The 26511-nt window shown below is 57.3% G+C and carries 23 protein-coding genes and 1 riboswitch; of the genes, 9 read left to right on the forward strand and 14 right to left on the reverse strand.

The window, feature by feature from the left end; genetic code table 11:
• Positions 1-85: 85 nt before the first annotated feature.
• From ACL2XN_RS10735 to ACL2XN_RS10755, 5 genes are read right to left on the reverse strand one after another with little or no spacing between them, the layout of a single operon-like run.
• Positions 86-862, reverse strand: coding sequence for an amino acid ABC transporter ATP-binding protein (locus ACL2XN_RS10735; protein ID WP_413730765.1), 777 nt, complete (start codon positions 860-862; stop codon positions 86-88).
• Positions 862-1800, reverse strand: coding sequence for an amino acid ABC transporter permease (locus ACL2XN_RS10740; RefSeq protein WP_410016109.1), 939 nt, complete (start codon positions 1798-1800; stop codon positions 862-864). The genes ACL2XN_RS10735 and ACL2XN_RS10740 overlap by 1 nt, the downstream gene beginning before the upstream one ends.
• Positions 1797-2684 carry an ABC transporter substrate-binding protein gene (locus ACL2XN_RS10745; RefSeq protein WP_410016601.1) on the reverse strand — a complete coding sequence of 296 codons (888 nt, stop codon included), beginning with the start codon at positions 2682-2684 and terminating at the stop codon, positions 1797-1799. Before ACL2XN_RS10745 ends, ACL2XN_RS10740 begins: the two co-directional genes overlap by 4 nt.
• Positions 2685-2741: 57 nt before the next feature.
• The gene (locus tag ACL2XN_RS10750) at positions 2742-3536 is read right to left on the reverse strand and encodes a deaminated glutathione amidase (RefSeq protein ID WP_413730766.1); all 795 of its coding nucleotides are present in this window, start codon (positions 3534-3536) and stop codon (positions 2742-2744) included.
• Positions 3537-3554: 18 nt separating this feature from the next.
• On the reverse strand, positions 3555-4511 hold the full coding sequence (locus ACL2XN_RS10755; RefSeq protein ID WP_413722285.1) for a nitrate ABC transporter substrate-binding protein: 957 nt from the start codon (positions 4509-4511) through the stop codon (positions 3555-3557).
• Between the two features lie 143 nt (positions 4512-4654).
• Between ACL2XN_RS10755 and ACL2XN_RS10760 the strand changes: the two genes are divergently transcribed.
• Together ACL2XN_RS10760 and crcB are read left to right on the forward strand one after the other, a co-directional pair.
• A complete protein-coding gene (locus ACL2XN_RS10760) occupies positions 4655-6007 on the forward strand; it encodes an aminotransferase class I/II-fold pyridoxal phosphate-dependent enzyme (protein ID WP_413730767.1) in 1353 nt (450 codons plus the stop codon).
• 16 nt (positions 6008-6023) lie between these two features.
• Positions 6024-6087: riboswitch (Fluoride riboswitch) on the forward strand.
• 78 nt (positions 6088-6165) lie between these two features.
• Positions 6166-6558, forward strand: coding sequence for a fluoride efflux transporter CrcB (crcB, locus tag ACL2XN_RS10765; protein WP_410016113.1), 393 nt, complete (start codon positions 6166-6168; stop codon positions 6556-6558).
• Positions 6559-7256: 698 nt separating this feature from the next.
• On the opposite strand, the gene cspE is transcribed toward crcB, so the two are convergent.
• From cspE to hpxO, 4 genes are all read right to left on the reverse strand, one after another.
• Complete coding sequence (gene cspE / locus ACL2XN_RS10770) at positions 7257-7466, reverse strand: transcription antiterminator/RNA stability regulator CspE (protein ID WP_331118480.1); 210 nt, start codon at positions 7464-7466, stop codon at positions 7257-7259.
• Between the two features lie 141 nt (positions 7467-7607).
• Positions 7608-8375, reverse strand: a complete 768-nt coding sequence (locus ACL2XN_RS10775) for a YdiY family protein (RefSeq protein ID WP_410016114.1) — start codon at positions 8373-8375, stop codon at positions 7608-7610.
• A gap of 632 nt (positions 8376-9007) precedes the next feature.
• The gene (gene lpxP / locus ACL2XN_RS10780) at positions 9008-9931 is read right to left on the reverse strand and encodes a kdo(2)-lipid IV(A) palmitoleoyltransferase (RefSeq protein ID WP_410016115.1); all 924 of its coding nucleotides are present in this window, start codon (positions 9929-9931) and stop codon (positions 9008-9010) included.
• A 437-nt stretch (positions 9932-10368) separates the two neighbouring features.
• A complete protein-coding gene (gene hpxO, locus ACL2XN_RS10785) occupies positions 10369-11523 on the reverse strand; it encodes an FAD-dependent urate hydroxylase HpxO (protein ID WP_413722282.1) in 1155 nt (384 codons plus the stop codon).
• Between the two features lie 412 nt (positions 11524-11935).
• Between hpxO and ACL2XN_RS10790 the strand changes: the two genes are divergently transcribed.
• Complete coding sequence (locus ACL2XN_RS10790) at positions 11936-12841, forward strand: NADP-dependent oxidoreductase (RefSeq protein ID WP_413730768.1); 906 nt, start codon at positions 11936-11938, stop codon at positions 12839-12841.
• A gap of 166 nt (positions 12842-13007) precedes the next feature.
• Here the strand turns inward: ACL2XN_RS10790 and ACL2XN_RS10795 are convergent, their stop codons facing one another.
• The 4 genes from ACL2XN_RS10795 to ACL2XN_RS10810 all read right to left on the reverse strand — a co-directional run bounded on the left by ACL2XN_RS10795 (position 13008) and on the right by ACL2XN_RS10810 (position 15703).
• The gene (locus ACL2XN_RS10795; RefSeq protein ID WP_410016118.1) at positions 13008-13496 is read right to left on the reverse strand and encodes a hypothetical protein; all 489 of its coding nucleotides are present in this window, start codon (positions 13494-13496) and stop codon (positions 13008-13010) included.
• 174 nt (positions 13497-13670) lie between these two features.
• Positions 13671-13883: an RNA chaperone/antiterminator CspA gene (cspA, locus tag ACL2XN_RS10800; RefSeq protein WP_131864725.1), complete on the reverse strand. Its 213-nt coding sequence runs from the start codon at positions 13881-13883 to the stop codon at positions 13671-13673.
• Positions 13884-14380: 497 nt separating this feature from the next.
• Positions 14381-14680, reverse strand: coding sequence for a hypothetical protein (locus ACL2XN_RS10805; RefSeq protein WP_410016119.1), 300 nt, complete (start codon positions 14678-14680; stop codon positions 14381-14383).
• Between the two features lie 228 nt (positions 14681-14908).
• A complete protein-coding gene (locus ACL2XN_RS10810) occupies positions 14909-15703 on the reverse strand; it encodes an N-acetylmuramoyl-L-alanine amidase (protein WP_413730968.1) in 795 nt (264 codons plus the stop codon).
• A gap of 737 nt (positions 15704-16440) precedes the next feature.
• Here ACL2XN_RS10810 and ACL2XN_RS10815 point away from each other — a divergent pair.
• Both ACL2XN_RS10815 and ACL2XN_RS10820 read left to right on the forward strand, forming a co-directional pair.
• Complete coding sequence (locus tag ACL2XN_RS10815; protein ID WP_413730769.1) at positions 16441-17025, forward strand: trypsin-like peptidase domain-containing protein; 585 nt, start codon at positions 16441-16443, stop codon at positions 17023-17025.
• A 282-nt stretch (positions 17026-17307) separates the two neighbouring features.
• Positions 17308-18057: an SDR family oxidoreductase gene (locus ACL2XN_RS10820; RefSeq protein ID WP_413722279.1), complete on the forward strand. Its 750-nt coding sequence runs from the start codon at positions 17308-17310 to the stop codon at positions 18055-18057.
• 888 nt (positions 18058-18945) lie between these two features.
• Here ACL2XN_RS10820 and ACL2XN_RS10825 read toward each other — a convergent pair.
• Positions 18946-19575: a TetR/AcrR family transcriptional regulator gene (locus tag ACL2XN_RS10825; RefSeq protein WP_410016122.1), complete on the reverse strand. Its 630-nt coding sequence runs from the start codon at positions 19573-19575 to the stop codon at positions 18946-18948.
• Positions 19576-20070: 495 nt separating this feature from the next.
• Between ACL2XN_RS10825 and ACL2XN_RS10830 the strand changes: the two genes are divergently transcribed.
• From ACL2XN_RS10830 to ACL2XN_RS10845, 4 genes are all read left to right on the forward strand, one after another.
• On the forward strand, positions 20071-20538 hold the full coding sequence (locus tag ACL2XN_RS10830; protein WP_413727064.1) for a glycine zipper 2TM domain-containing protein: 468 nt from the start codon (positions 20071-20073) through the stop codon (positions 20536-20538).
• Between the two features lie 80 nt (positions 20539-20618).
• A complete protein-coding gene (locus tag ACL2XN_RS10835; protein ID WP_413723407.1) occupies positions 20619-22052 on the forward strand; it encodes an alpha/beta hydrolase in 1434 nt (477 codons plus the stop codon).
• Between the two features lie 261 nt (positions 22053-22313).
• Entirely contained in the window at positions 22314-23390 is a 1077-nt protein-coding gene (locus ACL2XN_RS10840; protein WP_413730969.1) for an efflux RND transporter periplasmic adaptor subunit, read from the forward strand.
• A gap of 10 nt (positions 23391-23400) precedes the next feature.
• Complete coding sequence (locus ACL2XN_RS10845; protein ID WP_413727065.1) at positions 23401-26493, forward strand: efflux RND transporter permease subunit; 3093 nt, start codon at positions 23401-23403, stop codon at positions 26491-26493.
• The last annotated feature ends 18 nt before the right edge of the window (positions 26494-26511 follow it).

The raw sequence follows: 26511 nt of genomic DNA on the forward strand, positions 1-26511 counted from the left end.
TTTACCGCTATTGCCCCTGCATTACAAGAGATATCTGTAACAGATTTACATACCGGGGCGTTATTCCCGCTACGCCCCGGCCCGGTTACAGGAACCGGCTGAGGAAAGCGCGGGTGCGCGGATGCTGCGGATTGACCAGCACATCCTGTGGCGGCCCCGCCTCCACCACCACGCCCTGATCCATAAACACCACCCGATCCGCCGCCTCGCGGGCAAAGCCAATCTCATGGGTGACCACGATCATCGTCAATCCCTGATCCGCCAGGCTGCGCATGGTGGCCAGCACCTCGCCCACCAGCTCCGGATCCAGCGCCGAAGTCGGCTCATCAAACAGCATCAGCTTAGGCCGGATGGCCAGCGCCCGGGCGATAGCCACCCGCTGTTGCTGGCCGCCGGAAAGATGGCGGGGATAGGCGTCGGCCTTTTCACTCAGTCCCACCGTTTGCAACAGCTCGCGCGCGTAACGCACGGCGTCGCGGCGGCTCTGTTTATGTACGCCGATCGGCGCTTCGATAATATTTTGCAGCACCGTCATGTGGGGATAAAGATTAAACTGCTGGAAAACCATACCGATTTCCTGGCGCTGGCGTGCAATGGCCCGCGGGGACAATTTATGCAACACGCCTTTGCGCAGCTCGTAGCCCACCTGGTGATCGCCGACGATAATCGAGCCCTGGTTCATATCTTCCAGATGGTTAATACAGCGCAAAAAGGTGGATTTCCCCGATCCGGACGGTCCCAGGATCACCACCACCTCGCCCGGCAACACGTCCAGGCTGATACCCTTAAGCACCTCATGATCGCCATAACTCTTGTGCACGTCCCGGGCGCGTACCAGCGGAACGGAAGTTTGCTGAACCATTATTTTTCTCCTGCCACGCTATCCGCCGGCGCGGCCTGGCGCCGCCGGGTCACCGTCTCGCTGCGGCGGGTGCCGCGGGCGTAATAACGCTCGATGGCGGACTGCGCCACGTTCAGCACCGAGGTAATGATCAGATACCAGATCACCGCCACCATCAGCATCGGCACCACTTCAAAGGTGCGGTTATAGACCGACTGTACCGAATAGAGCAAATCGCCCATGGCGATGACACTCACCAGCGACGTGGCTTTAATCATGCTGATCAGCTGGTTGCCGGTGGGGGGAATAATCGACCGCATGGCCTGGGGGATAATAATGCGCCGCAACGCCCGGCTGCGGCTCATGCCGAACGCCTGGGTGGTTTCCACTTGGCCGGTATCCACCGACAGCAGCCCGGCGCGAATAATCTCCGCCATATAGGCGGCCTCGTTGAGCGCCAGGCCGGCAATGGCGGCGGTAAGGGGAGTAATGAGATCGTTGGTGTTCCAGCTGGCGTATACCGGGCCGACAAACGGCAACCCGAGGGTCACATGCGGGAACAGCGTCGACATGTTGTACCAAAAAATCAGTTGCACCAGCAGCGGCGTGCCGCGGAAGAACCAAATATACAGGCCCGCCAGCCCGCGCAACAGCCGGTGATCGGACAGACGGGCCACCGCCAGCAGCAGCCCGAGCAGCACCCCGAGCACCATGGAGATCACCGTCAGGCCCAGGGTCACGCCCAGACCGCGCAGCACCGACGCCTCGGTAAACCAGGCCCTGACCACGTGCCATTCAAAGTTTTTGTTGTTGGCGACCACCCAGACCACATCGGCGGCAATCAACAACACCACTACCCATAACACTATATGGCCCAGCCGCCCCGGCGGACGCGCATAACGCACGTCGCGCTCGGTGTCCGCGGGCGTCGGCGTGGCATCGGTAGCACGTCCGGTCATGGTTTCGCACCTGGATTGCTGGCCAGGTTACGGCCCGGCGCCTTGAGCATATTGTCCTGTAGATGCCATTTTTTCATGATGGCGGCATAGGTGCCGTTGGCAAACAATTTTTGATAGGCTTCCAGCACCACCGCGCCGAACGGCGAATCCTTCGGCACTACCGACCCCTGGAACAGATCGCCAAAGCCATTGGCTTTACCCTGTCCGCTTAATTCCAACTGCCCGTTGGTTTGCGCCACAAAATAGGTCAGGGGCGCCTGGGAGGAGAAAAAGGCGTCGACCCGGCCGGAACGCACCGCCAGCACCGACGTGGGCTGATCGGTAAAGGAGGCGACGGTCACCGGCGCCTTGCCCGCCGCGACGCAGGTGGCGGACTGTTTGCGGATGACCTGCTCGGCTGAACCGGCCGCCATGACCGCGATGCGCTTGCCGCAGGTATCAATCAGGCCGTTGATGGCGGCCGGATTGCCCTTAGGCACGGCGAACACCACGAATTCCTGCACAAAATCGATAAAATCATTTTTCTGTTCCCGGTCGGGAAAATCGCCGATCGGACCGATAGCCATCTGGTAGCGGCCGGAATTAATGCCGCTCAACACGCCTGACAGACCGCTGACCGACGCGTGTTCGATCTTAACGCCCAGCAGCTGCCCCAGCGCCTGGGCTAAATCGGCGCTGGCGCCGTCCAGGGAATGGGTGCTGGTGGCAATCTCATAAGGAGGGAACGATCCGTTATTAACGGATATAATCCGGCCCGACTGCTGGATATCCTGGGGTAACTTAGCGTGCAGCGCGGTATCCAGGGCCTGCACCGGCAGCGCGTCATCCGCCAGCGCGCCGCCCGACAGCGCCAGGCAGAACAGGGCAACCAGCCGTTTTTTCATTACATTCATTACATTTCCCCTGATGTCGATAACCTAGTGATGATTGCAGCTCGCGTCTTAGCGCTCACGCAGCTGCGGCGCGGCGAAACAGCGGTTTTCCAGCACCGGCAATACCCGCCGCGCGTGGGTGACCCGCTCGGCATCCAGCTCGGCGAACACCAGCGCCGGCGCTTCGGCGGCATGGGCAATGGCAACGCCCAGCGGATCGACGACCATGCTGTTGCCGATATTGCGCTCGCCGCATTCTCCCACCGCCACCATATAACAGGTGTTCTCCAATGCCCGCGCGGTGACCAGCACCTCCCAGTGCATTTCCTTCAGCGGCCCCTTGACCCAGGCGGCAGGCAGCACCAGCACCTGGGCGCCATCCAGCGCCAGCCGGCGCGCCAGTTCGGGGAAACGCACGTCATAGCAGGTCATCAGCCCTACTTTCATGCCCGCCACATCCACCAGCGGCGGCACCTCGCTGCCGGGCGTGACGTTTTTCGATTCCTGCACGGCAAACGCGTCGTAAAGATGCAGTTTGCGATAGCGGGCGATAATTTCGCCGTGGCGAATAGCGATCAGTACATTAAACGCATGCCCGTCGCCGGTGGGCGTGTGCACGCTCATCATGGTGGTAAGCTGGGTGCCCCGGCTGGCGGCGCACAACGTGCTGACAAACGGCCCGTCCAGCGGCTGGGCCGACTTAAGCACTAAATCCGGGTCGGCGATATCCCGCGCCAGGATGCCCTCGGGCAGCACCAGCAAATCCGCGCCGCCCGCCAGAGCGCGGTCCATCAGGTCGAGGCAGGTTGCTAAATTGGTTTCCCATTCCCGGCTCACTGCAAATTGTCCTAATGCGACTTTCATTGTCCGTCCTCCTGCAGATTATGATAATGGGTAAGGAAAGAGTTCCGTCGGCGTAAGGCAACGTGACGTCAGTCCCTGCTCAAAAAGCTCAGCGGCAAAGTCCGCCACCATCCGCTGGTTGGCGTCAAAACCGTTTCGATTCCAGTCCGCCGGCAGGTCGCGTGCGGTACGCGCCAGATCGTCCATCAGCCAGGGCGTGGTATCGGCATACTTGACCCGCTTGTCGTGCCACAGACGGGCCGACTGCGTAATGATATCGCTCAGCGCCTGGGGCAGCTCCGGATGGGCTTGCGCCAGCGCCGGCTTGATGCCCAGCACATGGATTCCCGGGATATACCCCACCGCGTTAAAATAATCGAGTTCCGCCTGGCGAAAATCCTCCTGCAACTGGCGCAGATCCGAGGCGGGGGAAAAAAATCCGTTCGGCATAAAGGGAGTGAATACCGCGTCCAGCTCCCCCGCCCGTAATAAGGTCAGCAGCGGCCGCTCCCCGGGCGCGGCCTCGATACGCCCCGTGCGGCCGAAGCCGGCCAGTCGGTCGACCACAGGATGATCGTCTGTCAAACGGCCCACATACCAGGTGGCGTCATCGATACCCACCCCTTCGCGCTTCAGCAGGGTACGGGTCCAGGTATTGCCGGAATCCTGCCAGCCGGTCAGCCCGATACGTTTGCCGCGCAGTTGTCCGAGGGTGGTCAGCGGGCTGGTCTTGGTGGTGATGATGCAGCGTTGCCGGAACCCGCGCATCAGGAAGTGCGGCAGCGCCAGCAGGGAATTATCGCCGCGGGCGACCGCCTGGGCATACCGGCTGAACGAGACTTCGCCGGCGTCAAAGTCGGCGCTGGTGGCGATGGAGTCCACCAGCGTGCCCACGCGATGGATTTCCAGGGAAAAACCTTGCGGCCTGAGATCGCCCAATGCCAGGGGAGTAAAATAATCCCAATCCCTGACCGCCAGCCTGATAGTGTATGCCACGTTGTTCCCCCATGCCGGCGTGCTTTCTTTTACCGGACATTAACAGTTGTAGACCATTTTGGTTTCGATTGATTAATTTCGATACTAAAACCACTTTGTTCAATGTACAATGTTAACTTTGTTACTGTACAAAGTTTATTCTTATGGATAATGCTCTTGAGGCCGGCTGGCTGGCCGAACGCATCGAGGATCGGACGATTAAAGGTATTGCGCTGGCGACCGCGGCGCTTATCGGCAGCGGCGCCATTGCCGTAGGCGTACAGCTGCCGGCGGTGCGCGAACTTGCCGGCCTGCTGGATGTCAGCCCGGCAACCGTATCCGCCGCCTGGGGGCAGCTGCGGCGGCAAAAAGTCATCGCCGGCGCCGGGCGCAACGGCGTATGGGTGTGCGGCAATATCGTCACGCCGCGGCCGGTGCGGTTCGAGGCCATCGGCAATTTCGGCGACAATATCATGGCCGACCTGACCCTGGCCGCGCCCGATCCGGCCTATTTGCCGGATCTGCGCGAGGCGCTGCTGCGCGGCGGGAGGGCGATAAACCTCAACAGCTACCGGCGCGAACCGATAAGCCAGGTATTGCAACAGGCCATCGCGCCGCGCTGGCCCTATCCCGCCGAGGCCTACCTCGCGGCGGACGGCGGTTTTGACGCCATGTACCAAACATTGCAAACCCTGATTATGCCCGGTGCCCCGGTGGCGATTGAAGATCCCACCGCCACGCGGTTGCTGGATATGCTGGATAATGTGGGCGCGGACATTATCGCCGTCCCCTGCGATGGGCAAGGCCCTACCCCCGCGGGGCTTGAGGCGGCGCTCAGGCGTAGTCCGGTAGCTTTTATCTACCAACCGCGCACCCATTCCACAACCGGCCATACGGTTAGCCGGCAGCGCGCCGACGATATGGCGCATTTACTGCGCGCCCGCGCGACGCTGATAATTGAGGATGACGGCATCGGCGAGCTGTCCGCGCATCCGGTCCACAGCCTGGGCAATATTTACCCGCAGCGTACCGTGCATGTACGTTCATTTTCCAAAGCCTATGGCCCGGATTTGCGGCTGGCGGTTATCTCCGCTTCCAGTGATATCATCCGGCGTATTCAGTCGGTACGTAACTTCGGCGCCAGCTGGACCAGCAGGATATTGCAGGAAGCGGTGGCCTGGATGATGGCAGATGGCATGACCCAGCAGACGCTTGCCGCCGCCCGGCATTGTTATGCCCAGCGCCGCCGGGCGCTGTTGCGCGCGCTGGCGCAGCGTGGGGTGGTGTTGCCGGATCGGGACGGGCTGAGCATCCAGATCCCGGTGCCGTCAGAGCAATATGCCCTGGTGACGCTGGCGGCTCACGGTATCGCGGTGATGCCCGGCAAACGGCATAGTATCGGACCCAGCCGCTTTATCCGGGTATCGACATCCCTGCTGGAAGCCGATCGGGTCGAGCTGGTGGCCGATGCCATCCAGTTGGCCTGCCGCCATGGCGACGACAATACTGTTCAGTAAAGGAAAGTAATGTATAATCGCGCCAGGAGATGACATTCCTCCTTTAACCGCCGTTTTTGGCTGATGATGTCTACGTTTACCTGCTCGGGTTGGGGGACGTAGTCATTGTGTTCGCCCTGCTGAGTTTTTCATTCCTTAAATTAATTAAAAAGGTTCTTATGTTTACCCTTTTATCAGCCGTGTTTATTGGTGGGGGGATCGGCAGCGTATTGCGCTGGTGGCTCAGCCTGAAGCTCAGCGGCAGCGGTTTTGCCATTCCTGTCGGCACCTTGGCGGTTAACTTGGTCGGCGCCTTTATCATCGGCCTGTTTATGGCGTTGTTTCTCCGTCTCACTCATATCGACCCGTTCTGGAAACTGTTTATCACCACCGGCTTTTGCGGCGGCCTGACCACTTTTTCTACCTTTTCGGCGGAAGTGGTTACCCTGATGATGACCGGGCAGATGCTTTGGGCTGGGGTGAATATTCTGCTGAATCTGGTCGGTTCGCTTGCCATGACGTTGTTGGCGGTGGGATTGGTGAATCTGTTCGGCCCGCCGGTGCCGTTATAAGGTGGCACACTCTCCCTTTGACACGCTCGTTGCAGGATTTGTGTTAGCGGGCCTACCGGCGCCATGGGGCCTCGGTCGGGCGGGAAAACCACGCCCGATTCAACCCCATTGGCACGCTCTCCCTTGAACACGGCTGCATTGCGTTCTGTGTTGGCGGGCATACCGTGCCATGGGGCGCTCGGTCGGGCGAAAACCCCACGCCCGATTCGACCCCATCGGCACGCTCTCCCTTTGACACGCTCGTTGCAGGATTTGTGTTAGCGGGCCTACCGCGCCATGGGGCCTCGGTCGGGCGAAAAAACACGCCCGATTCGACCCCATTGGCACGCTCTCCCTTGAACACGTCTGCTTTGAGCTCGGTGTTGGCGGGCATACCGTGCCATGGGGCGCTCGGTCGGGCGAAAAACACGCCCGATTCAACCCCATTGGCACGCTCTCCCTTGAACACGCCTGCATTGCGTTCTGTGTTGGCGGGCATACCGTGCCATGGGGCGCTCGGTCGGGCGAAAACCCCACGCCCGATTCGGCCCCATCGGCACGCTCTCCCTTGAACACGGCTGCATTGCGTTCTGTGTTGGCGGGCCTGCCGTGCCATGGGGCGCTTTCCCTTTAACACCTTGTCGCTCAGTTCGGCGATTACGGGATTTCAGGCATAAAAAAAACCCGCATTAAGCGGGTTTTTCAGAATACTGGCTATCTTAAATAGCTGTAACGTCAGCAGCCGATGGGCCTTTGGCGCCGTTAGTGATTTCAAATTCAACGCGTTGGCCTTCGGCCAGCGTTTTGAAACCATTACTCTGGATGGCGGAGAAATGAACAAACACATCTTTACTGCCATCTTCAGGAGTAATGAAACCGAATCCTTTAGATTCATTGAACCACTTAACGCTACCTTTAATCTTAGACATCAAACTTACCTTTCAATAAATGATAGACACAAACTCTGTGTCGGGTAGTAGTACAGCAAGTGGCAAGCCCTTTGTCCAGCTTAAGATCGCTAAAACGTGACAAGAAATAGTAAAATAAGATTTTAACCAGGCATCAGCCTGCTATTGCATATTATAGACCAGGGAAACCGCCGTCTTGGTATCGGTGTGTTTCGGCGCGCTATCCGGCGTGGTGCTGTTATAAGTGACATCATAGGTCATCTTCAACGCAAAATGGCTATTGATGGCCACGCTCAGCCCGGTTTCGGAATTCGCCGTGATATCCTCGTTACCAAGAATGGAAACGCCCTGGATAAATTGCGTGCTGTCGGTCAGCTGATAAGCATAAGATGCCGCACCGTAGGCCAATGCCTTGGTCTGGCGACCGCCGCCCTGGAATTCATCGTGCCTTACGCCGGGACCCGCTTCCAACCGCAGGTGGCTGACCGGTCCGTTCAAGACCTGCCGGCCGTAACCCGCGGTCAGGGTTGAACGCGAGCGATAACCGTTGAAACGATCGCTTAACCAGCTGCCCTGCGTAAACAGGAAATTATCATCATCCAAATTATGACGCGCACGCGCACCGGCCTGATACTTTTCCGAAGAGCGTTCATCATCGGTTGAGTTATTTGCCGCTTCGGCCCAGATACTGTAGGCATTGGTCGGCTGGAACCAGGTCATGGTGCTGCTTGCCGCCAGTGAAGAGCTGGTGGAGTTGCCGGACTGCGCGTTGTAGCCGGCTTGAAGATTGCCGTCGAAACTTTTTTTCGCAGTGGAAGGATCGTCCAGCGCGGTAAAGATATCCGTATCAGCAAAAGTCGAAAAACTAGCCAGGGACATTCCCAGGATAGTCAGAAGCCATACTGCCCGAGAGCGGCCATTGCGTAACATAATTTACCTATCAAATGATTTTGAGGTTTTTAAACCAGCGAGTAACGAAAGGCTGATAGTGTAACGAATCGACACGGCAGGTGTACTGGTAATTTTTTGTAATATTGGTAACAAAAATTAATACACCGCGGTTTTCTTATCACCCGCCTACGGGTCCCCAGCCGGGATAAACACAAAAAAACGAGTCTTTTCAGCGTACTTATAAAATAAATTTTAGTATTTTGGCACTGATTTCGCACTCTTGGCGCTTACAATGGATCCGGACTATATTTTAGGATTAATCCTAAAAGAAGCCATCTCACTGTCGCCGCAGCATAATGTCGTCAACACCGCCTTCTCGGCAACAATTATCGCTTTTGCTCTACAAAAATTAATTTTTAAGCAACAAATAAATTGCGCTTATCATCGTCATCCAGAATAGCGCGCTGAATAGGAAAACCATTGCCCAGGCCCTATAGTGCGTAATATGCATTTTCGCGGATCCATGAACTCATGATATTAAAGCCGCTAGTATAAGAACATCCGCAGGGCGCGATGGCAGGATAAAAGAGGTGAATTGGCGTTATTTCAAACGATCGGCCTGCGTCACCGGCCGGGAGGCAAAACTGACGCCGTGCCCGGCCACGCCGCACTTATATATAGAGGGACAATTCGCCCAACGGACGCGTCTTAAAGCGACGGTGCATCCAGAGGTATTGGTCAGGCGCGCGCATGATTTCCTGTTCGACGATTTTATTCATATAGCAGGTTGCGGCCATTTCATCGTCCAGCGGATAATTTTCCAGCTGCGGCTGGATCAGCAGACGGTACCCCTTACCGTTCTTTTTACGGATCAGCACCACCGGCACCAGCTTGGGCTGTGCCAGCCGGGCCAGCGTATAGGTGCCGCGGGTTGTAGCCGCCTGGTCAACCGCGAAGAAAGGGGCAAAAATACTGCCGCGCGGGCCATAATCCTGATCGGGAGCAAACCAGACCGTTTCGCCCTGCTTGAGCGAATGGACCATGCCGCGTAAATCCTTGCGGTCCAGCATCGCCTTGTTGGACCGCATCCTGCCCCAGGTTTGTACCAGTTCCATGGCTTTATTATTATGGGGACGGTACATGGCCATCATCGGCTGGCACAGCCCCATGGCGCGTCCGCCCAGCTCAAGGGACATAAAATGGATGCCGATGACCATAACCCCCTGGTTATGTTCGTTCGCCCGCTGCAGATTGTGCAGGCCGAAGACGTCAAACCAGCGTTTAACGCGGGCATCCGACCAGAACCAGGCCATGCCGGTTTCCATTAAGCCCATGCCGGCGGAGGTGAAATTATTGATGATAGTCCGCTCGAGCTTCTGCTTATCCATATTGGGAAAACAGAGTTCAAGGTTACGGCGCGTAATCGCGGCCCGGCGTTTCAGGAATGGCATCGATAAACGGCCAAGCCAGCCGCCCAGGGTATGTAACACCGGATAAGGCAGTTGCACCAGCAGGAAAAGCACTCCCAGGCCGAACCAGGTCAGCCAGTAACGCGGGTGGAGGAGCGAAAGCGAAAATTTTTGCGGGTATGCCATTTCATTGATTCTTCATAAAGTTGTTGGGAACACCATTCAAGGCGCTCCATCAATCCTGGTCCTGATCGTTAAGCCAATAATCGCCGGATGCTATCAGCGCGAAGATCTCATGGTTTATTGCTAAAGGAGGCGAAGAGCGGCATTGACGGCGACCTTAAGCATCCCACCAAGCGCGCGGGCAAACCAAAACAGGTATTCTCAGTCATCAGACATCCGCACAGGAGGTAACGATAAAAGGCGCTTATTTTCTTAGGCTGCCCAGCCTAGCGATTCTGCAGATATATTACCATACGCCGGCGGCGGATTTACCAAAAATGACAATAGGTTATCTTCCCGTCCCGCCTGGCCGGACATAATTGATAACGATTACAGGCGAAAAACCGACATTCAGTCGCCACGGTTTTCCGCCTCAGACCGTCACGGCAAGCCCCCTGCCCCTACAGCGGTCCGCCTAAGATGGTGTCGGCCAGGCCGGTAAGAATATTTTCCCCGGTTTCATTTTCCAGATCTTGATACCAGCGGCGGGTGGCCTGGGGATCTTTGCCATGGGTAATATCGCACCGCTTGCGGGCTTTCAGCACCAGCGACCTGACCCGCTCCACCCGCTTTTCCTGGTAGCGCAGCAGGGCATCTTCAATGCCGAGAGAATGCGTGCGCAGCGCCAGCGCCAGTACCACGGCGTCTTCCATCGCCGCGCAGCCTCCCTGCCCGATGTCAGGCGTGGTGCTATGGGCCGCGTCGCCCAGCAGGGCCACCCGACCGCGCGTAAAGGTGCTGAACGGCTCGATATCATGGATTTCCACCCGATTGACGCCCAAGGGATCCAGCTGCGTTATCAACCGCTGCACCGGCGCGCACCAGCCGGAAAAATACTCCCGTAAAGCTTCCCGCGCCCGGCCGCGCTCCTGTTCCAGCCCTTTTGGCAGCGGCACGTCAAAAAAATAATAAAAGCGCCGGCCCGCCACCGGCATCAGCGATACCCGCTTGCCCTGGCCGACAAACGTGGTCCATTGGTTAGCCGGCGCGATGTCCTCGTCGACGGCTACCAGGCCATTCCAGTTGACGTAGCCCGCATAGCGCCGCGCCACCCGGTGGCCCAGCACATAATCCCGCGCCAGAGAGTGGGTGCCATCAGCACCGATAAGCAGATCGCCGGTAGCGGCGCTGCCGTCCGCAAACCATGCCGTTACCTGGGAGCCATTATCCTCAATGCGCGTCAGGCGTTTATTGAGAAAGACGCGCTCGCGGCCGAATTCATCCAATAACATGGCTTGCAGCTCGGCGCGGGCGGTGGGATACGGGAACTCACCGACGCGCTCCACCAGCGGGCGCAGGGGAAAACGGGTCAGGATTCGCCCGGTACGATAATCCGCGTATGCCATAGTGGCCATATCGCCGCCAAGGGCTTTTATCTGTGGGCCAAGACCCAAAAAATTCAGACATTTAACACCATTAGGCCAAATGGAAATGGCCGCCCCCACCGGCTTGATATCCGTGACCGCTTCATAGATTTCGGTTTGATAGCCGACATTGCGCAGCGCGATGCCCGCGCTGGCGCCCCCCATCCCCGCACCAATGATAATCGCTTTCATCGTAATGTCCTTTTATTGGCAAGCCCTCCTTCGTGGAAGCAATTTGAATGCCATTATTATAATTTATTGATTTTAAATAATTTTATTCAAATTTAAATTTTAGCCACCTCGACACGGCCCTGGTTTGCACTATGGGAGACCGTTTACGGTTGCTGGCCAGAAACCCCGGCCGGGCTGATTTTTGCACAGGCCTTTATATATACTCAGTATTTATTTATACTGAGTATATAAAATACCGACAGAGAGGTGTAACCCGCGCGTCCGCCAGGGAATCGCGCGCACGCCAGGCGACCGCACATTGCCAAAAGCGCCGCAGACCTGCGTGCGCAAATCCGTCTGGTGCCGCCAGTTTTTTTTACCGTCAACGCATAACCAAGGCCGCTCGCCTTGCGTTTTTCCAGGGGAGTTTTTTATGAAAGCAGTGCAATTCAGCGCATACGGCGGTCCCGAAGTCCTGCAGGTGGCGGATATTAACGAACCCCACGCCGGTCCCGGCCAGGTGCGGATTGCCGTCCGGGCCGCCGGCGTCAACCCTTCGGACGGCATGAAGCTTCGGGCCGGCTGCTGGCGCGGCCGGCCTATTGCGCTGCCTTCGGGCATCGGTGTCGAGGGCGCGGGCGTGGTGGATGAAGTCGGCGAAGGCAGTACCGACGTTAGCCTTGGCGATGCCGTCTTCGGCTACGGCATTAACACGGCGGCGCAATACGCGGTTCTGACTCATTGGGCCCGCAAGCCCGACGGCCTGCCGTTCGCGCAGGCGGGTGGTTTCCCGGTGGTGGTCGAAACCGCGACGCGCATTCTTGCGCAGATTGGCGTGAAGGCCGGCGAAACGCTGCTGGTAAACGGAGCGGCCGGTGGCGTTGGTTCCGCGGTAATCCAATTCGCGCGTTACCGCGGGATCATCGTCATTGGCACCGCGAGCGCCCCGAAGCATGAATACCTGCGCGGGCTCGGCGCCGTCCCGACAACCTATGGCCCGGGCCTGGTTGAAAGAATCGGCCACATCGCGCCGGCCGGCGTCAATGCCGCGCTCGATCTGGCCGGCCCGGGCATCCTTCCCACGCTTCTCGCGCTGGTCGGCGATCCTTCCCGCGTTCTTTCCATTGTTGATGCCACCGCGCCGCTGCACGGGGCGCAGGGATCTTTCGCGCCACAGAACCATCCTGAACGGGTCTTGTCCGAAGCGGCGCGGCTGTATACGGAAGGCGTGTTCCGCATGCCTCTGGATAAGACGTTCCCGCTTGAAGAAGCCGCAGACGCATATAAACGCAGCGCCGCAGGACATGCCACGGGCAAGCTGGTGATCACCCTTGGTTGAATGGCCTTAAGGAAGATGGGATGCAAAAAGGGCCGGACCCGGCGGCGCGCTGGGGTGTTGAAGCAGTGGCATTAGGGCGTGCGGGTTAAGAACCCGCACGCCGGCTGCAGCATTAGCGCGCCATAACGCCTGCATCGGCGCTATGGGAAGCCATAGCCGCTGATGACTATTTTTGCCGTCTTTCCACGCCGCTGGCCTTCTTATGGGTCTTAGCCGGCTGCGGCTTGGCGACGGCCTCATCGGCAAAGGCATAGTCGCCATCGTGATAAACCACAAAGGCCTGGCATTCAACGGTCGGCTTTTGCACGCGATGCAGCGTTAAGCGGCTGAATTTCATGACGCCGTCGTTTACGGTCACCGTGCTGTACTCGTTCTTGACATTGACGTTGTACAGATTGTCGCCGCGCCAGGTCAGCTTGCCCCGCCGCGCGATGGTGCGCTGCCATTGACGGCAATCAAGGGTGTCGCCCGACCGGGTCACGATAAAAGTGGCGATGGCGGCCGGATCGGCCAGCTCCTTTTGCGGCCCGGTGGTCATCCACACGCCGGCCACGTCCGCAGGCGCGGCGGTTTTGGCCGCAGAGGGATAGTCGGTATAACCGGCGCACCCGCTCAGGGTCAATGCCAGCAGACCCCAGACACAATTTTTCGTCATACCCATATCCTTATTAAGTCGAAGCGGAATTTTAGCATTAAAATTCGCGAAGACATAAAAAAACCCCGACAGAGTCGGGGTTCGGAATCTTTGGGTTGGGTTAGGGTTACTTGACTGCTCCGGCCTGGGCCATCATCGCTATCGCAAGAACCTTACCACAGCCTCAGCTGTATATTACAGCGCAACGACGTTAGTTGCAGACGGGCCTTTCTGGCCTTGTTCGATGTTGAACTCGACCTGTTGGCCTTCGTCCAGGGTTTTGAAATCATTGCTCTGGATTGCAGAGAAGTGAACGAACACATCTTTGCTACCGTCAGCAGGGGTGATGAAACCAAAACCTTTACCAGCATCAAACCATTTTACTGAACCGGTCATTTTATTAGACATTGTTGTTTCCTTTTAATAGGGCCGCCATAAGGCGATTGTGGTCTGCTTGTCAGGATTTACTTATGGGAGCACTAGAGAAGGAAATTCCTCGGAGATACGGTATATTGAAATATCGTCTTTACCGGAACAACTTTACTAAAATGACATTCATAAATAGGTCTGTACTACAAACCGATGACGCTATTTACACATAGTGCGATGGTGATAGCAAGCACTTTTTCTATTATTAATTTTTCAACCACTAAATGTTGCATAAATGAACATATATGCTAAATACATCGAAACGAAGCCGTGCAAATCATTAATAAGCAAGCTAAAAATAATTTATCCCACGCCACGGGATAACAGAAGGCTCGTGGCCAAACGGCCTCTTTCGCTGTGGCGGTGAACACTTTTTATAGTTGGAAGCCTGAAGGTTGCTGCAGGATAAACAAACGCAGTAGGGACAACAGCACTGACTACCAGACCTGAAGAAGTGCCCCCGAAGGGGTAGTTCATCAGACGGCGATAATTTGATCCGCGACGATGGAATAACCGCCGTTCCACTCCATGCGTCCGGTAATGGTCAGACGTTCCCCACGTAAATGCGCCATCAGTTCCAGCGCCATGATGTCGAAGCCGACCACGGTGAGGGGATACGAGCTGCGCTTATCGCTTTCCGCCAGGATGGTCGCTTTTACCATAGGGCGGCCGGTGTTGCCTTTGATACGGCTCGGGGACTTGGTAATGACGCCTGACAACGTTGTGGTGATGGGTTTGGTGTTGGTTTCGATAGGTTGCTGATTACTCGAATTCATGACAGGTATACCTCCGCATTTTCATTTTTCGCCTGAAACAACATTCTATTTTACCTGATTACACACCGTTTGTGTGAGTGATTGTGTAAGTATCGCGCAGAATTATGCCGATAAGGCGGCTGATCCGCCGCTGCAGGGGACAAGATGAAAGCATTTACCCGTCGCCTGCACTGTGCCTGCGCATGCTGTATCCCCGCCCGGGCTGGACTAACGGACGGGGCAGGATAATTATGCACGGTATTTTTCCAGTAAGGCCAGGGCAATGGCCTCGGTTTCAGCGTCCGCCCGACCGGAAAAATTTGCGGGGCGGAAATGCATCTGGAATGCGCTGATAACCCGGATGGTTTCCTCATCGGCCTTGCCATGGAGCGGCAGGCTGTAACCGTATTTAATTAAGGCGCGCTGGATGTTAGCCACCGGCGCGTCAGCTTCCGGCGCCCTGCCCGCCAGATATTTATCCACTACGTGTTTATCTGGCCAGGCGCCGATGCCGCGCTCGGCCAGTTGGGCCCAGGGGAACAGCGGGCCGGGATCGGTTTTCCTCAGCGGTGCGATATCGCTATGCCCCACCACGTTATCGGGGCGTATCTGGTAGCGCCGGATAATATCTTCAGCCAAACGCGCCACCAGCTCGACCTGTTCGGGGGCGTAGGGATACCAACGCTTCCCCGCGGCCGATTCGGTGAAACCCGGATTGACGATTTCGATACCGATAGAGGTATCGTTAAGATTGCTACGCCCGTTCCATTCGCTTATCCCTGCATGCCAGGCGCGCTTGTCCTCGGGCACCAGCTGCTGCGCCACCGCCTTGCCGTTGATCAGCGGGGGAGCGGACGATACCAGATAATGCGCGCTTGCCGTGCCCCGTGTCAGCAAAGCCAGCGACGCCCCATCATCAACGGCGGTATAATGCATAACCAGATAGCGCACTCTCTCATCCTGGTTTAACGACGCTATAGACGTATCGACCCCATAGCCGCCGCGATCGGTTATCCCCACCCTGTCGGCGCAGCCGGCCAGCATCAACGCCACCGCCAGGGACCGGCCCGAGAAAGATTTTTTATTTATCACCTTGGTCTCACCTTAAAACAAAAATCTTAGCCTTCCCGTCCTTAACTCCGCCTAAACACTATTTGATATGGCCGGTTAATCCCGTTGCCAATCCCCTTGTTACTGAAGTCTCCACCCGATAAAAAAGAAGGGTGAAGCGATTATCATTGTGATAACCAATTGGGAATAAACTCCCGCAGATAGAGAAAAAATTTGACTTTATTCAGCATTAGCCACTGCCGATTTAACCTATCCACTACGGGAATATTAATTTTCACCTTGCCGCCTTTTCCTGTGAAATGTTATTAACGTTATCCCCGGCATGTTTTTTCGCACTATCCGTAACCAGCGATGGCAACGTCTTTATTATTCCAGCATAGAATGATTTTCATCATTGGCATCTTCACTTAAAAGTCATTTGAATCATAATATTACACTTTTTGGCATAGATTAAATTTCCTATGGCAGCGATAAGAAGGCGCGACAGGACTTTATGATTTGATTATTTGACTTAAGTTAATTTTTTTATTTATTCTTTATACGCTATCGCCATCATTTTTTATGACGCCAATATAAAAAAATAATAATTACGATTTTCAGGCTAAAGAATTCTCACCTTAAGCCGTTAATCCTACTGGCAAGACATATTAGCCAGGCTTGATCAATTCGCCGATCAATTTTATCACCAGAACAATGATGAAGCGGCAACGATGAAAATTAACATTCTTTTTACTTTATTTCCTTTGTTGTTATCGGCATGTACCGGTGTCGGCCATTACAAAGTTGATCAGACCGCGGAAAATAAAGCGGACTTCCATTTTATCGGCATTCCCGTCCTGGCGGGAGCCATCGGATCCAGCTTTCCCCTCACCGCGAAGTACAGCCTGACCGCCGGACATGTAGCGAAGATGATGATGGTCAAGGTAAAGGCTTACAACCCTCTGTGTGATGTGGCCATTATCTACCACGATAATACCGGACGCGCCTTGCCCAAGCTTGAGACGGCGGGCAAAGGCGATAAACTCAGACTCTATGGGTACAACGCCTATACCGCGATGCCAACCTCTTCAAGCGGCGAGTTAAAGGAATTCGGCTGGTGGGATAAACCCGGCACCAGTTGCCTGGTCGGCCTGAGCGACGCCGGCGGCGTGCCGGGAATGAGCGGCGGTCCGGTTTATGCACAGGATGGCGCGATAGTCGGGGTTTTCACCGCGACGCATCCCAAGCGGAATCAGACGATGTTCGTTCCCTACCAGGAAATTGCCGGCTGGGTCACCCGGGAAACCAAAAGTTAACGGCTATCATCGATTGCGCCACCATACTGACACAGGCGGCGCCCCATCATTCTCCCGCCGTCTGACGCCCTTTCCTCGTTAGCGCCTACCGCCGTTATGGCCGGGAAGGGTTGCTCATTATTTAACAAAGCATTCTCACTAATTTCATAACATTTGATATGAAAAGCCTTGACGTGCACATTCCCACCCTTTAATTTCGTAACGTTAATTACGAAATTAAAGTATCTCCTTATACGGAACCACAACCGGGATTTTCCCTTAACTTACAACCAAGGTGACAGCATGAGTCAATCACTCCAAGGTAAGATAGCGTTGGTCACGGGCGGCAGCACCGGAATCGGACTGGGCATTGCCAGGCAGTTTATCAATGAAGGCGCGTTTGTCTTTATCACCGCGCGCCGCCAGGCGCAGCTGGATGACGCCTTGGCCGAACTGGGTTCTAACGCCTTCGGCATCCAGGCCGACGTCGCCGACCTCGGCGCGCTTGATAACCTTTTCGCCCGCATCAAGGAACACAAGGGACACTTGGATATCGTGGTCGCTAACGCCGGCGGCGGTGAGCTACTCGGGCTGGCCGATATTACCGAAGAACACTACGATCGCACGTTCAATATCAACGTGAAAGGGGTGCTATTTACCGTACAAAAATCGTTGCCCCTGCTGGCAAAAGGCGCGTCGGTGATCCTTACCGGCTCAACCACCTCTGCTATCGGTGGGAAAAACTTTAGCGTCTATAGCGCGACAAAAGCCGCCATCCGTAATTTTGCCCGCAGCTGGATACAGGATCTGGAAGGACAGGATATCCGCGTTAACGTCTTAAGTCCCGGTCCGGTCAAAACACCGGGATTGCTGGGCCTGGTGGAGTCCGATCAGCAGCAGGCACTGGTGGACAGCTTCGCGGCGCTGGTGCCCCTGGGAAGAGTGGGCCACCCGGATGAAATCGGCAAGGCGGCAGTATTCCTCGCCTCGGATGCGGCAAGTTTCGTCAATGGCGCCGAACTGTTCGTCGACGGCGGCCAGGCGCAAATCTGACACCCGCCAACACCGAACGCAATGCAAACGTGTTAAAGGGAGAGCGTGCCGATGGGGTCGAATCGGGCGTGGGGTTTTCGCCCGACCGAACGTCCCATGGCGCGCTAGGCCCGCCAACACCGAACTCAACTCAGACGTGTTCAAGGGAGAGCGTGCCGATGGGGTCGAATCGGGCGTGGGGTTTTCGCCCGACCGAGCGCCCCATGGCGCGCTAGGCCCGCCAACGCCGAACGCAATGCAAACGTGTTCAAGGGAGAGCGTGCCGATGGGGTCGAATCGGGCGTGGGGTTTTCGCCCGACCGAGCGCCCCGTGGCGCGCTAGGCCCGCCAACGCCGAACTCAACTCAGACGTGTTAAAGGGAGAGCGTGCCGATGGGGTCGAATCGGGCGTGGGGTTTTCGCCCGACCGAGCGCCCCATGGCGCGCTAGGCCCGCCAACGCCGAACTCAACTCAGACGTGTTAAAGGGAGAGCGTGCCGATGGGGTCGAATCGGGCGTGGGGTTTTCGCCCGACCGAGCGCCCCATGGCGCGCTAGGCCCGCCAACACCGAACTCAACTCAGACGTGTTCAAGGGAGAGCGTGCCGATGGGGTCGAATCGGGCGTGGGGTTTTCGCCCGACCGAGCGCCCCGTGGCGCGCTAGGCCCGCCAACGCCGAACTCAACTCAGACGTGTTAAAGGGAGAGCGTGCCGATGGGGTCGAATCGGGCGTGGGGTTTTCGCCCGACCGAGCGCCCCATGGCGCGCTAGGCCCGCCAACACCGAACTCAACTCAGACGTGTTCAAGGGAGAGCGTGCCGATGGGGTCGAATCGGGCGTGGGGTTTTCGCCCGACCGAGCGCCCCATGGCGCGCTAGGCCCGCCAACACCGAACGCAATGCAAAGTTGTTAAAGGGAGCGCGGGTTTGCCGGCCATGCCCGCATGGCGGTATCCACCACGGCGCGAGCTTCATGCGCCGAAATACCCTCCTTGGCCTTAATGGACAAACCATACAGCACCGTGGCAAAAAAGCCGGCCAATGCGCCGGCATCTGTCTGCGCCGGGACGTCGCCCTCGGCGATACCCTGCGCGATGCGCCGGCACAGCGCGCGCTCCGTCTCCTGTCGGGCCTCGTTAACGATTTTCCGCACCGGCTCCGACGCAGCGGAACAGTTGATAACCGAGAGGGCCAGCATGCATCCCGGCGGCGTACTGGTATCGGCAATACTCTCAACCGCCTGGCTCAATATGCGTTCAACCGCCGCCCGCGCGGTCTTTTCCTTCAACGCCTCGGCCTGATACCGGGCCGGACCATCGATATAACGTGCGATAGCCTCCAGGAACAGATGCTCTTTATCGCCGAAAGCACTATAAACACTGGGCGTGGTAACCTGCATGACCTTCAGCAGCTCGGCCATGGAAGTGGACTCATATCCGCGCAGCCAGAACAGACGCATCGCCCGATCCAATACCGCCTCGCGATCAAAAGAGCGCGGCCGGCCGCGCGGCTTGCCTGCAGAGGGTTTTAAGGTTTTCATAACGATCGATTCTAAATTATCGCCGCCGCCACGGCAAGCGACAGATAACACCCGGCCCCGCGTTTAAACGCTAAGGACAGCGGCATATTCGCCGCCCGTCTCCCCGGCGCCGACCGAGGCAAAATAGTGCGGCATCTCACCCGCTATTATGATCAATATCTCACAACCGTGTAATAAATAATGCTTATATAGTGGCAAGCGCGAGTATTACTCGCCGACAACAATAATTACATAATCCTATTTATTAATTAATCTGATGCATACACAGCCATATTATCATCCTTTGTCATGGACGGGGGGCTGGCTTTTTTCGCCGTTGCCGGAACATTTTATATTAGGGATAGCACCGCAGGCGCCTGGCCATCATGACTAAAGCCAACGTCTATTATGGATAACCTATACGACGCGTGCTTTATTAAAACTATTTAATATGAATATAACCCTACGCATAATTTCGCCTATGCCGTATAAAGTCAAAAATAACAGAGGTGCATAATGACCAGAATATCACTCATCATTGCCGTCTCCCTGGCGGTCCTGAGCGGATGCGCCGCCAACCGCACCTCATCCGGCGATACCTTCACCGCCGCGCAGGCCAGGCAGATCCATACCGTCACCTACGGCACATTAATTTCCGTACGCCCCATCACGATACAGGGCGGTAATGGCGAAAACGCTGCCGGCACCATCGGCGGCGGCGTTATCGGCGGCTTTTTAGGCAACACCATCGGCGGCGGATCGGGCCGCGGCCTGGCCACCGCCGCGGGTGCCGTAGGCGGAGCGGCGGCAGGCTCGGGGATACAAAGCGCCGCCAATCGCAGCGCGGGCGTAGAGCTTGAAATCCGCCGCGACGACGGTTCGACGATTATTGTCGCCCAGGCACAGGGCCCCAGCCAGTTTTTTGTCGGACAGCGTGTCGCCATTGCCTCGGGCGGCGGCAGGGTCACGGTTTCACCACGCTAACCCGGCCACTGCCCCACTGCCGGGGCGATGTCGTTTTATAGGGAGTTATCATTATGCTTTTGCGCATGTTCCGCCGATGGATGGTCCGTTTGCTCATGGTTGCGGTTATTCTCGGTCTCGCTGCGTTTGCCATCAGGATCTATGAGACCGAACGCGGTCCGGAACTCCAGCTGTGGCACACGTACGTGCCACAGGATATGCACGCCGATGAGATTGATAAGGCGACCTGGGCCGATTATATCGCCGCCGAGAATAAACTCTTCCAGTCCGTGCGGGAAAATGTAACGGATAAACTGGATATCAGCCAGCAGACACCCTTAAACCGCTATTTTTCCGGCAGCCCGATTTTCCCCGATCGGTTTGCCACTAACTGGAACCGTTCTTATATATTGATGCCGGAGGGAACGCCCAAGGGGGCGGTGGTATTGCTGCACGGCCTGACCGACACGCCTTATAGCCTGCGCCATATCGCGGAAAGCTACCGCCGGCAGGGTTTTGTGGCCATCGGCATCCGTATGCCCGCGCACGGCACGGTGCCCGGCGCGCTGACCGATGTGCGATGGGAAGACTGGATGGCGGCTACCCGCCTGGCGGTACGCCAGGCCAGGGTGCTAGGCGGCGATGCGCCGTTACATATCGTCGGGTTTTCCAACGGCGGAGCGCTGGCCATGAAATACGCGCTCGACGCGCTGGAGAATCCGCACCTGACGAAACCAACACGGATCATTTTGCTATCGCCCATGATAGGCGTAACCCGTTTTGCCCGCTTCGCCGGCGTGGCGGGTTGGCCGGCCCTGTTCCCCGCGTTCGCCAAGGCGGCCTGGCTGGGTATCGTCCCCGAATTCAACCCGTTTAAATATAACTCTTTTCCGGTCAATGGCGGCCGGCAATCCTTTGAGCTGACACGCGCGCTACAGCAGCAGATCACCCAGGACGCCGCGAATAACCGCCTGGACGCCTTGCCGCCTATCTTGGCTTTCCAGTCGGTAATGGATTCTACCGTCAGCACCCGCGCCGTGATTACCGCGCTGTTTGAGCATCTGCCGGCGAACGGCAGTGAAGTGGTGCTGTTCGATTTGAACCAGGCAGAAAGCTTCGGTCCCTTGCTGCGCACCTCCTCCTACCTGGCGCTGTCGCGCCTGTTACCGCCGCCGCCGCGCCGCTATACCACCACCATTGTCACCAATGTCTCCTCCGATAGCCTTGATACGCTGGCACGCACTACGCTCGCCGGCCAGACGGAAGAGTCGACCGAGCTGTTGGGCATTCAGTATCCGGCGGATATTTTTTCCCTCTCGCACGTGGCGCTGCCCTTCCCGATGAACGATTCGCTCTACGGGCGCTTTCCGCAGCCGAAGGATCAATATGGCATCAGTCTGGGCGCGTTTGCCGCCCGCGGCGAAAGGGCGGTGCTGGTAGTAGGTTTGGACTCCTTAATGCGGCTCGCGTCCAATCCCTTTTATCCCTATATGTTGAAAAGGATTAACGCCAAAATTGTTATGGACGCGCAATAAAACCGATTAGCGCGAAGCTTATTCCCTTTTACCTGATCGGCGCCCGCGGCAGGCGAACAGTTTTTATTGGTAATAACCGCAAGCCAGCGTTTATCTATCGGTAAGTTTAACGTTCTCTTTATAACCAGTGTAATGAAATAGTGAAGTGTGAATAGCATCTCGATTTCCAAAAATATAACTTATGAATTAATGAGTGTAGAAATAATGTCAAATAAACAATATGTGGTGTTGTTTAATATCGCTGCGTTTCTGTCCACCGCCATGACGATATTGCCGTTATCGGCCGCGCCGCCTCCGGCTGTTACCATCGCGATGATTGAGCAACGGGCGCCGCAGCGCGTCCATTATTACCTGGGGCGCATCGAGGCCATCCAAGCGGTGGATGTGTTGACCCGCACCGAAGGGTTTATCGCCCGCAGGGAGTTCGCCGACGGACAATTGGTCACGGCTGGCGAAGTCTTATTCGAGATCGATCCCGCCCTGCACCAGGCCTCGGTCGCGCAGGCCCAGGCCCAAGTGGACAGCGCCAATGCCGGCGCGCGGCACGCCCAGGTCAATCTGACGCGGATACAGCGCCTGGGGGAACAGCGATCCGTAAGCCGCGCGGATGTTGATGCGGCGGTGGCGCAGCGGGACACCGCCAACGCGGCGCTGTCACAGGCGCAGGCTACCCTGCGCCTGCAGGAACTGCAGCTCGGTTTTACCCGCATCCTTGCGCCCATCGGCGGGCGCATCGGCCACAGTCATTTCAATACCGGCAGCCTCATCAACCCGGCGAGCGGTGCGCTGGCGCATATCGTCCAGCTTGACCCCATTCGGGTGGCGGTGGCCATCAATGAACGTGACTATATCACCGTTGCCTACCGGCATACCGGCGACGCCGAAGATCTGTCCGCCAGCGGTTATACCCCCCGCCTGCAATTGGCCAATGGCCAGGAGTATGCGGAACCCGGGGTTTTTGAATCGGTGGATAACCAGATTGACAGCCAGACCGGCACCATCACCGTGCGGGCGCGTTTTGCCAATCCCCGTCATCTGCTGCTGCCCGGGGGCGTGGTCAACGTCGCGCTGGTGGCCGGCCCCGCGCAGCCGGTGGTCATGGCGCCTATCGCCGCGCTACAGCAGGACCGGGAGGGTTTTTTTGTCCTGGTGGTCGACGGCCGCCAGCGGGTGGAAGTGCGTAGGGTGGTTACCGGCAGCCAGTTTGAGCAGGAATATGAGATTAAAGAAGGATTGACCGCCGGTGAACGGGTTATCGTCGACGGCTTGCAGCGCGTACGGCCTGGCATGGAGGTCGACGCCACCCTTGCCGCCCCATCAATCGATACCTCAAGGTAAGGGACGCGCCATGCTGCATTTTTTCATCCGGCGACCGAAGTTCGCTATTGTTATCGCGGTGGTGACCGCAATTGTCGGGCTAACCGCCTTAACCGTCATACCGGTAGAACAATTTCCCACTATCGCGCCGCCGGTGGTCTCGGTCAGCGCCACTTATCCCGGCGCCAGCGCCCGGGATGTGGCCGAAGCCGTGGCCTCCCCCATCGAGGCCCAGGTCAATGGCGTCAGCCATATGCTCTATATGGAATCCAACAGCGCGAATAGCGGCGGCTACCAGCTCAATATCACTTTCGCCACCGGCACCGATCCCGACATGGCGGCGGTGGAGGTGCAAAACCGCATTGCCCAGGTCAGCGCGCAGCTGCCCGCCGAAGTGAATAATAACGGCGTGACGGTACGTAAGCGCTCCTCGAATATTTTGCTGGGCGTGAACGTATTTTCGCCTAAGCATAGCCATGACAATCTGTTCGTCAGTAATTTTACCAGCCTGCGTATCCGTGATGCCATCGCCCGTATCAACGGCGTCGGCGACGTGCAAATCTTCGGCGCTCGCGATTACAGTATGCGCATCTGGCTGGATCCGCAGCGCATGGAGGCGCTTAACGTCAGCGTACAGGATATCATCCAGGCCTTGCGCGATCAGAATATCCAGGCCGCCGCGGGTCAAATCGGCTCGCCGCCCATCAGCTCCGGCCAGCAGCGTACCCTGACCATCAGCGGCCAGGGACGTCTGCTGGGCGCGGCGCAGTTTGCCCAGGTCATTATCCGCACCAATTCCCAAGGCGGCATGGTGCGGCTTAGCGATGTGGCGCGGGTGGACCTGGGCGCGCAGAATTACCAGGTTAACTCAGCGCTGAACTCAACGGACGCGGCCTTTATGGGCGTGTACGCCGCGCCGGGCTCCAACGCGCTGAATGTGGCCAATGCGGTCAGGACGGAAATGGCGCGGCTGGCGCACACCTTCCCGCCGGACCTGGTCTATGAAATTAAATATGACTCCACCGTCACGGTCACCGCCACCCTCGATGAAATCGTGATCTCGCTAGGACTGACGCTGGTGGTAGTGCTGGCGGTGGTTTTTTTATTCCTGCAAAGCCTGCGTGCGACCTTTATCGTGGCGCTGACGATACCGGTGTCCTTGCTGGGCACTTTTGCCGTGCTGTTTATCTTCGGTTACTCCGCCAACACCCTCAGTTTGTTCGCCATTATCCTGGCGCTGACGGTAGTGGTGGATGACGCTATTGTGGTGGTGGAAAACGTGGAGCGCCTGATGTCGCAGGATGAAACGCTGACGCCGTCGACGGCAACCGGCCAGGCAATGATACAAATCGCCGGTCCCATCATCGCCACCACGTTGGTACTGCTGGCGGTATTTGTGCCTATCGCCGTCCTGCCCGGCATTACCGGGGAGCTATACCGGCAATTCGCCATTACGCTGTCCGCTGCAGTCATCTTGTCGAGCATCAACGCCCTCACCCTCACCCCGGCACTGTGCGCCGTCTTGCTATCACGGCGCGAACCGCCGGTAACCGGCATATTTGGCGGTTTTAATCGCGGCCTGAACGCCATTCGCGACGGTTATGTCCGCCTCGCCCGGATGACCGGGCGACACGCCGCGATCAGCGTGGTGATATTACTGACGGTGGGCGCGCTCACCTGGTTCGGCTATAGCCGCTTGCCCAGCGCTTTCCTGCCTGATGAAGACCAGGGATTTTTCTTTGTTAACGTACAGCTTCCGGACGGGGCCTCGTTGTCCCGTACGCAGCGGGTCATGGACCAGGCATATCAATTGATACGAGCGAATCCCGCCGTCGCGGATGTCATTAAAATTACCGGCTACAGCCTGCTTAGCGGCGGCGGCGCGCCCAATACCGCTTTCGCCTTCGTCTTGCTGAAACCCTGGGGCGAACGCGCGCATGTCGACCAGGTGTTGCCGACAATCCAGGCCCAGTTATCCACCCTACCCGCGGCAATGATTATGGCGTTTAATCCGCCGGCCATCAGCGGCCTGGGCAGCGCCTCCGGCTTTGATTTGCGCATCCAGGCGCTGGAAGGCCAATCACCGCAGGCGCTGGCGCAGGTGGCCGGCGCCGTGATCCTGGCCGCCAACGAGGATCCCAGGCTAAACCGGGTATTTACCACCTTCAGCGCCTCGGTGCCTGAGGTAGGCCTGAGTATTGACCGCGAGCGGGCCGCCCTGCTGCAAGTGCCGGTGAGCCGCATTTTCACCACGCTGCAAAGCGCGATGGGCGGAGTGAACGTAGGCGATTTCCCCCATAACGGCCGTATGTTTAACGTACAATTGCAAAACGACATGGATTTTCGCCAGCGGCAGGAACAAATCGGGCAGATCAGCGTGCGCAGCGATAGCGGCGCCTTGGTGAGGCTGGCAAATCTGGTCCGTCTGAGTCCGGTACTGGGCGCGCCGTTTATCGCCAATTTTAACCAGTTTCCGGCGGTGACGGTCAACGGCTCGGCCGCGCAGGGCATAAGCTCGGGCCAGGCGATGAACGTCATGGAAAAGATTGTGCGGCAAACGCTGCCCGCGGGTTATGGCTATGCCTGGAGCGGCATGTCCTGGCAGGAACAGTATGCCGGCGGGCAGGCGGTATTTATCTACGCCGCCGCACTGGTTTTTGCCTATCTATTCTTGGTGGCGCAGTATGAAAGTTGGAGTATTCCGCTGGTAGTGATGTTATCAGTGCTGTTTGCCATGGCCGGCGCGGTGGCGGGGCTTTTTGCCATGGGCTTCGCCAACGATGTCTACGCCCAGATCGGTCTGGTGCTTTTGATCGGGCTGGCGGCGAAAAACGCCATACTGATCGTTGAGTTTTCCAAAGCCCGGCGGGAAGAAGGCGCCAGCATTTCCGACGCGGCCCTGGACGGCGCCCGCCAACGTTTTCGCGCGGTAATGATGACGGCCATTTCATTTATATTCGGCGTCATGCCGCTGGTGCTGGCAACCGGCGCCGGCGCGATGAGCCGGCGCATTATCGGGGTAACGGTTTTTAGCGGCATGCTGTTGGCCACCGCCCTCGGCATCATTATCATCCCCGCGCTCTATTGGCACATCCAACGGCTGCGCGAGTGGGTGAAAAGATAACGCAGTCTCCGGCACGCG

The organism is Sodalis sp. RH22 (assembly GCF_047324165.1).
Classification (GTDB): Bacteria; Pseudomonadota; Gammaproteobacteria; order Enterobacterales; family Enterobacteriaceae; genus Acerihabitans.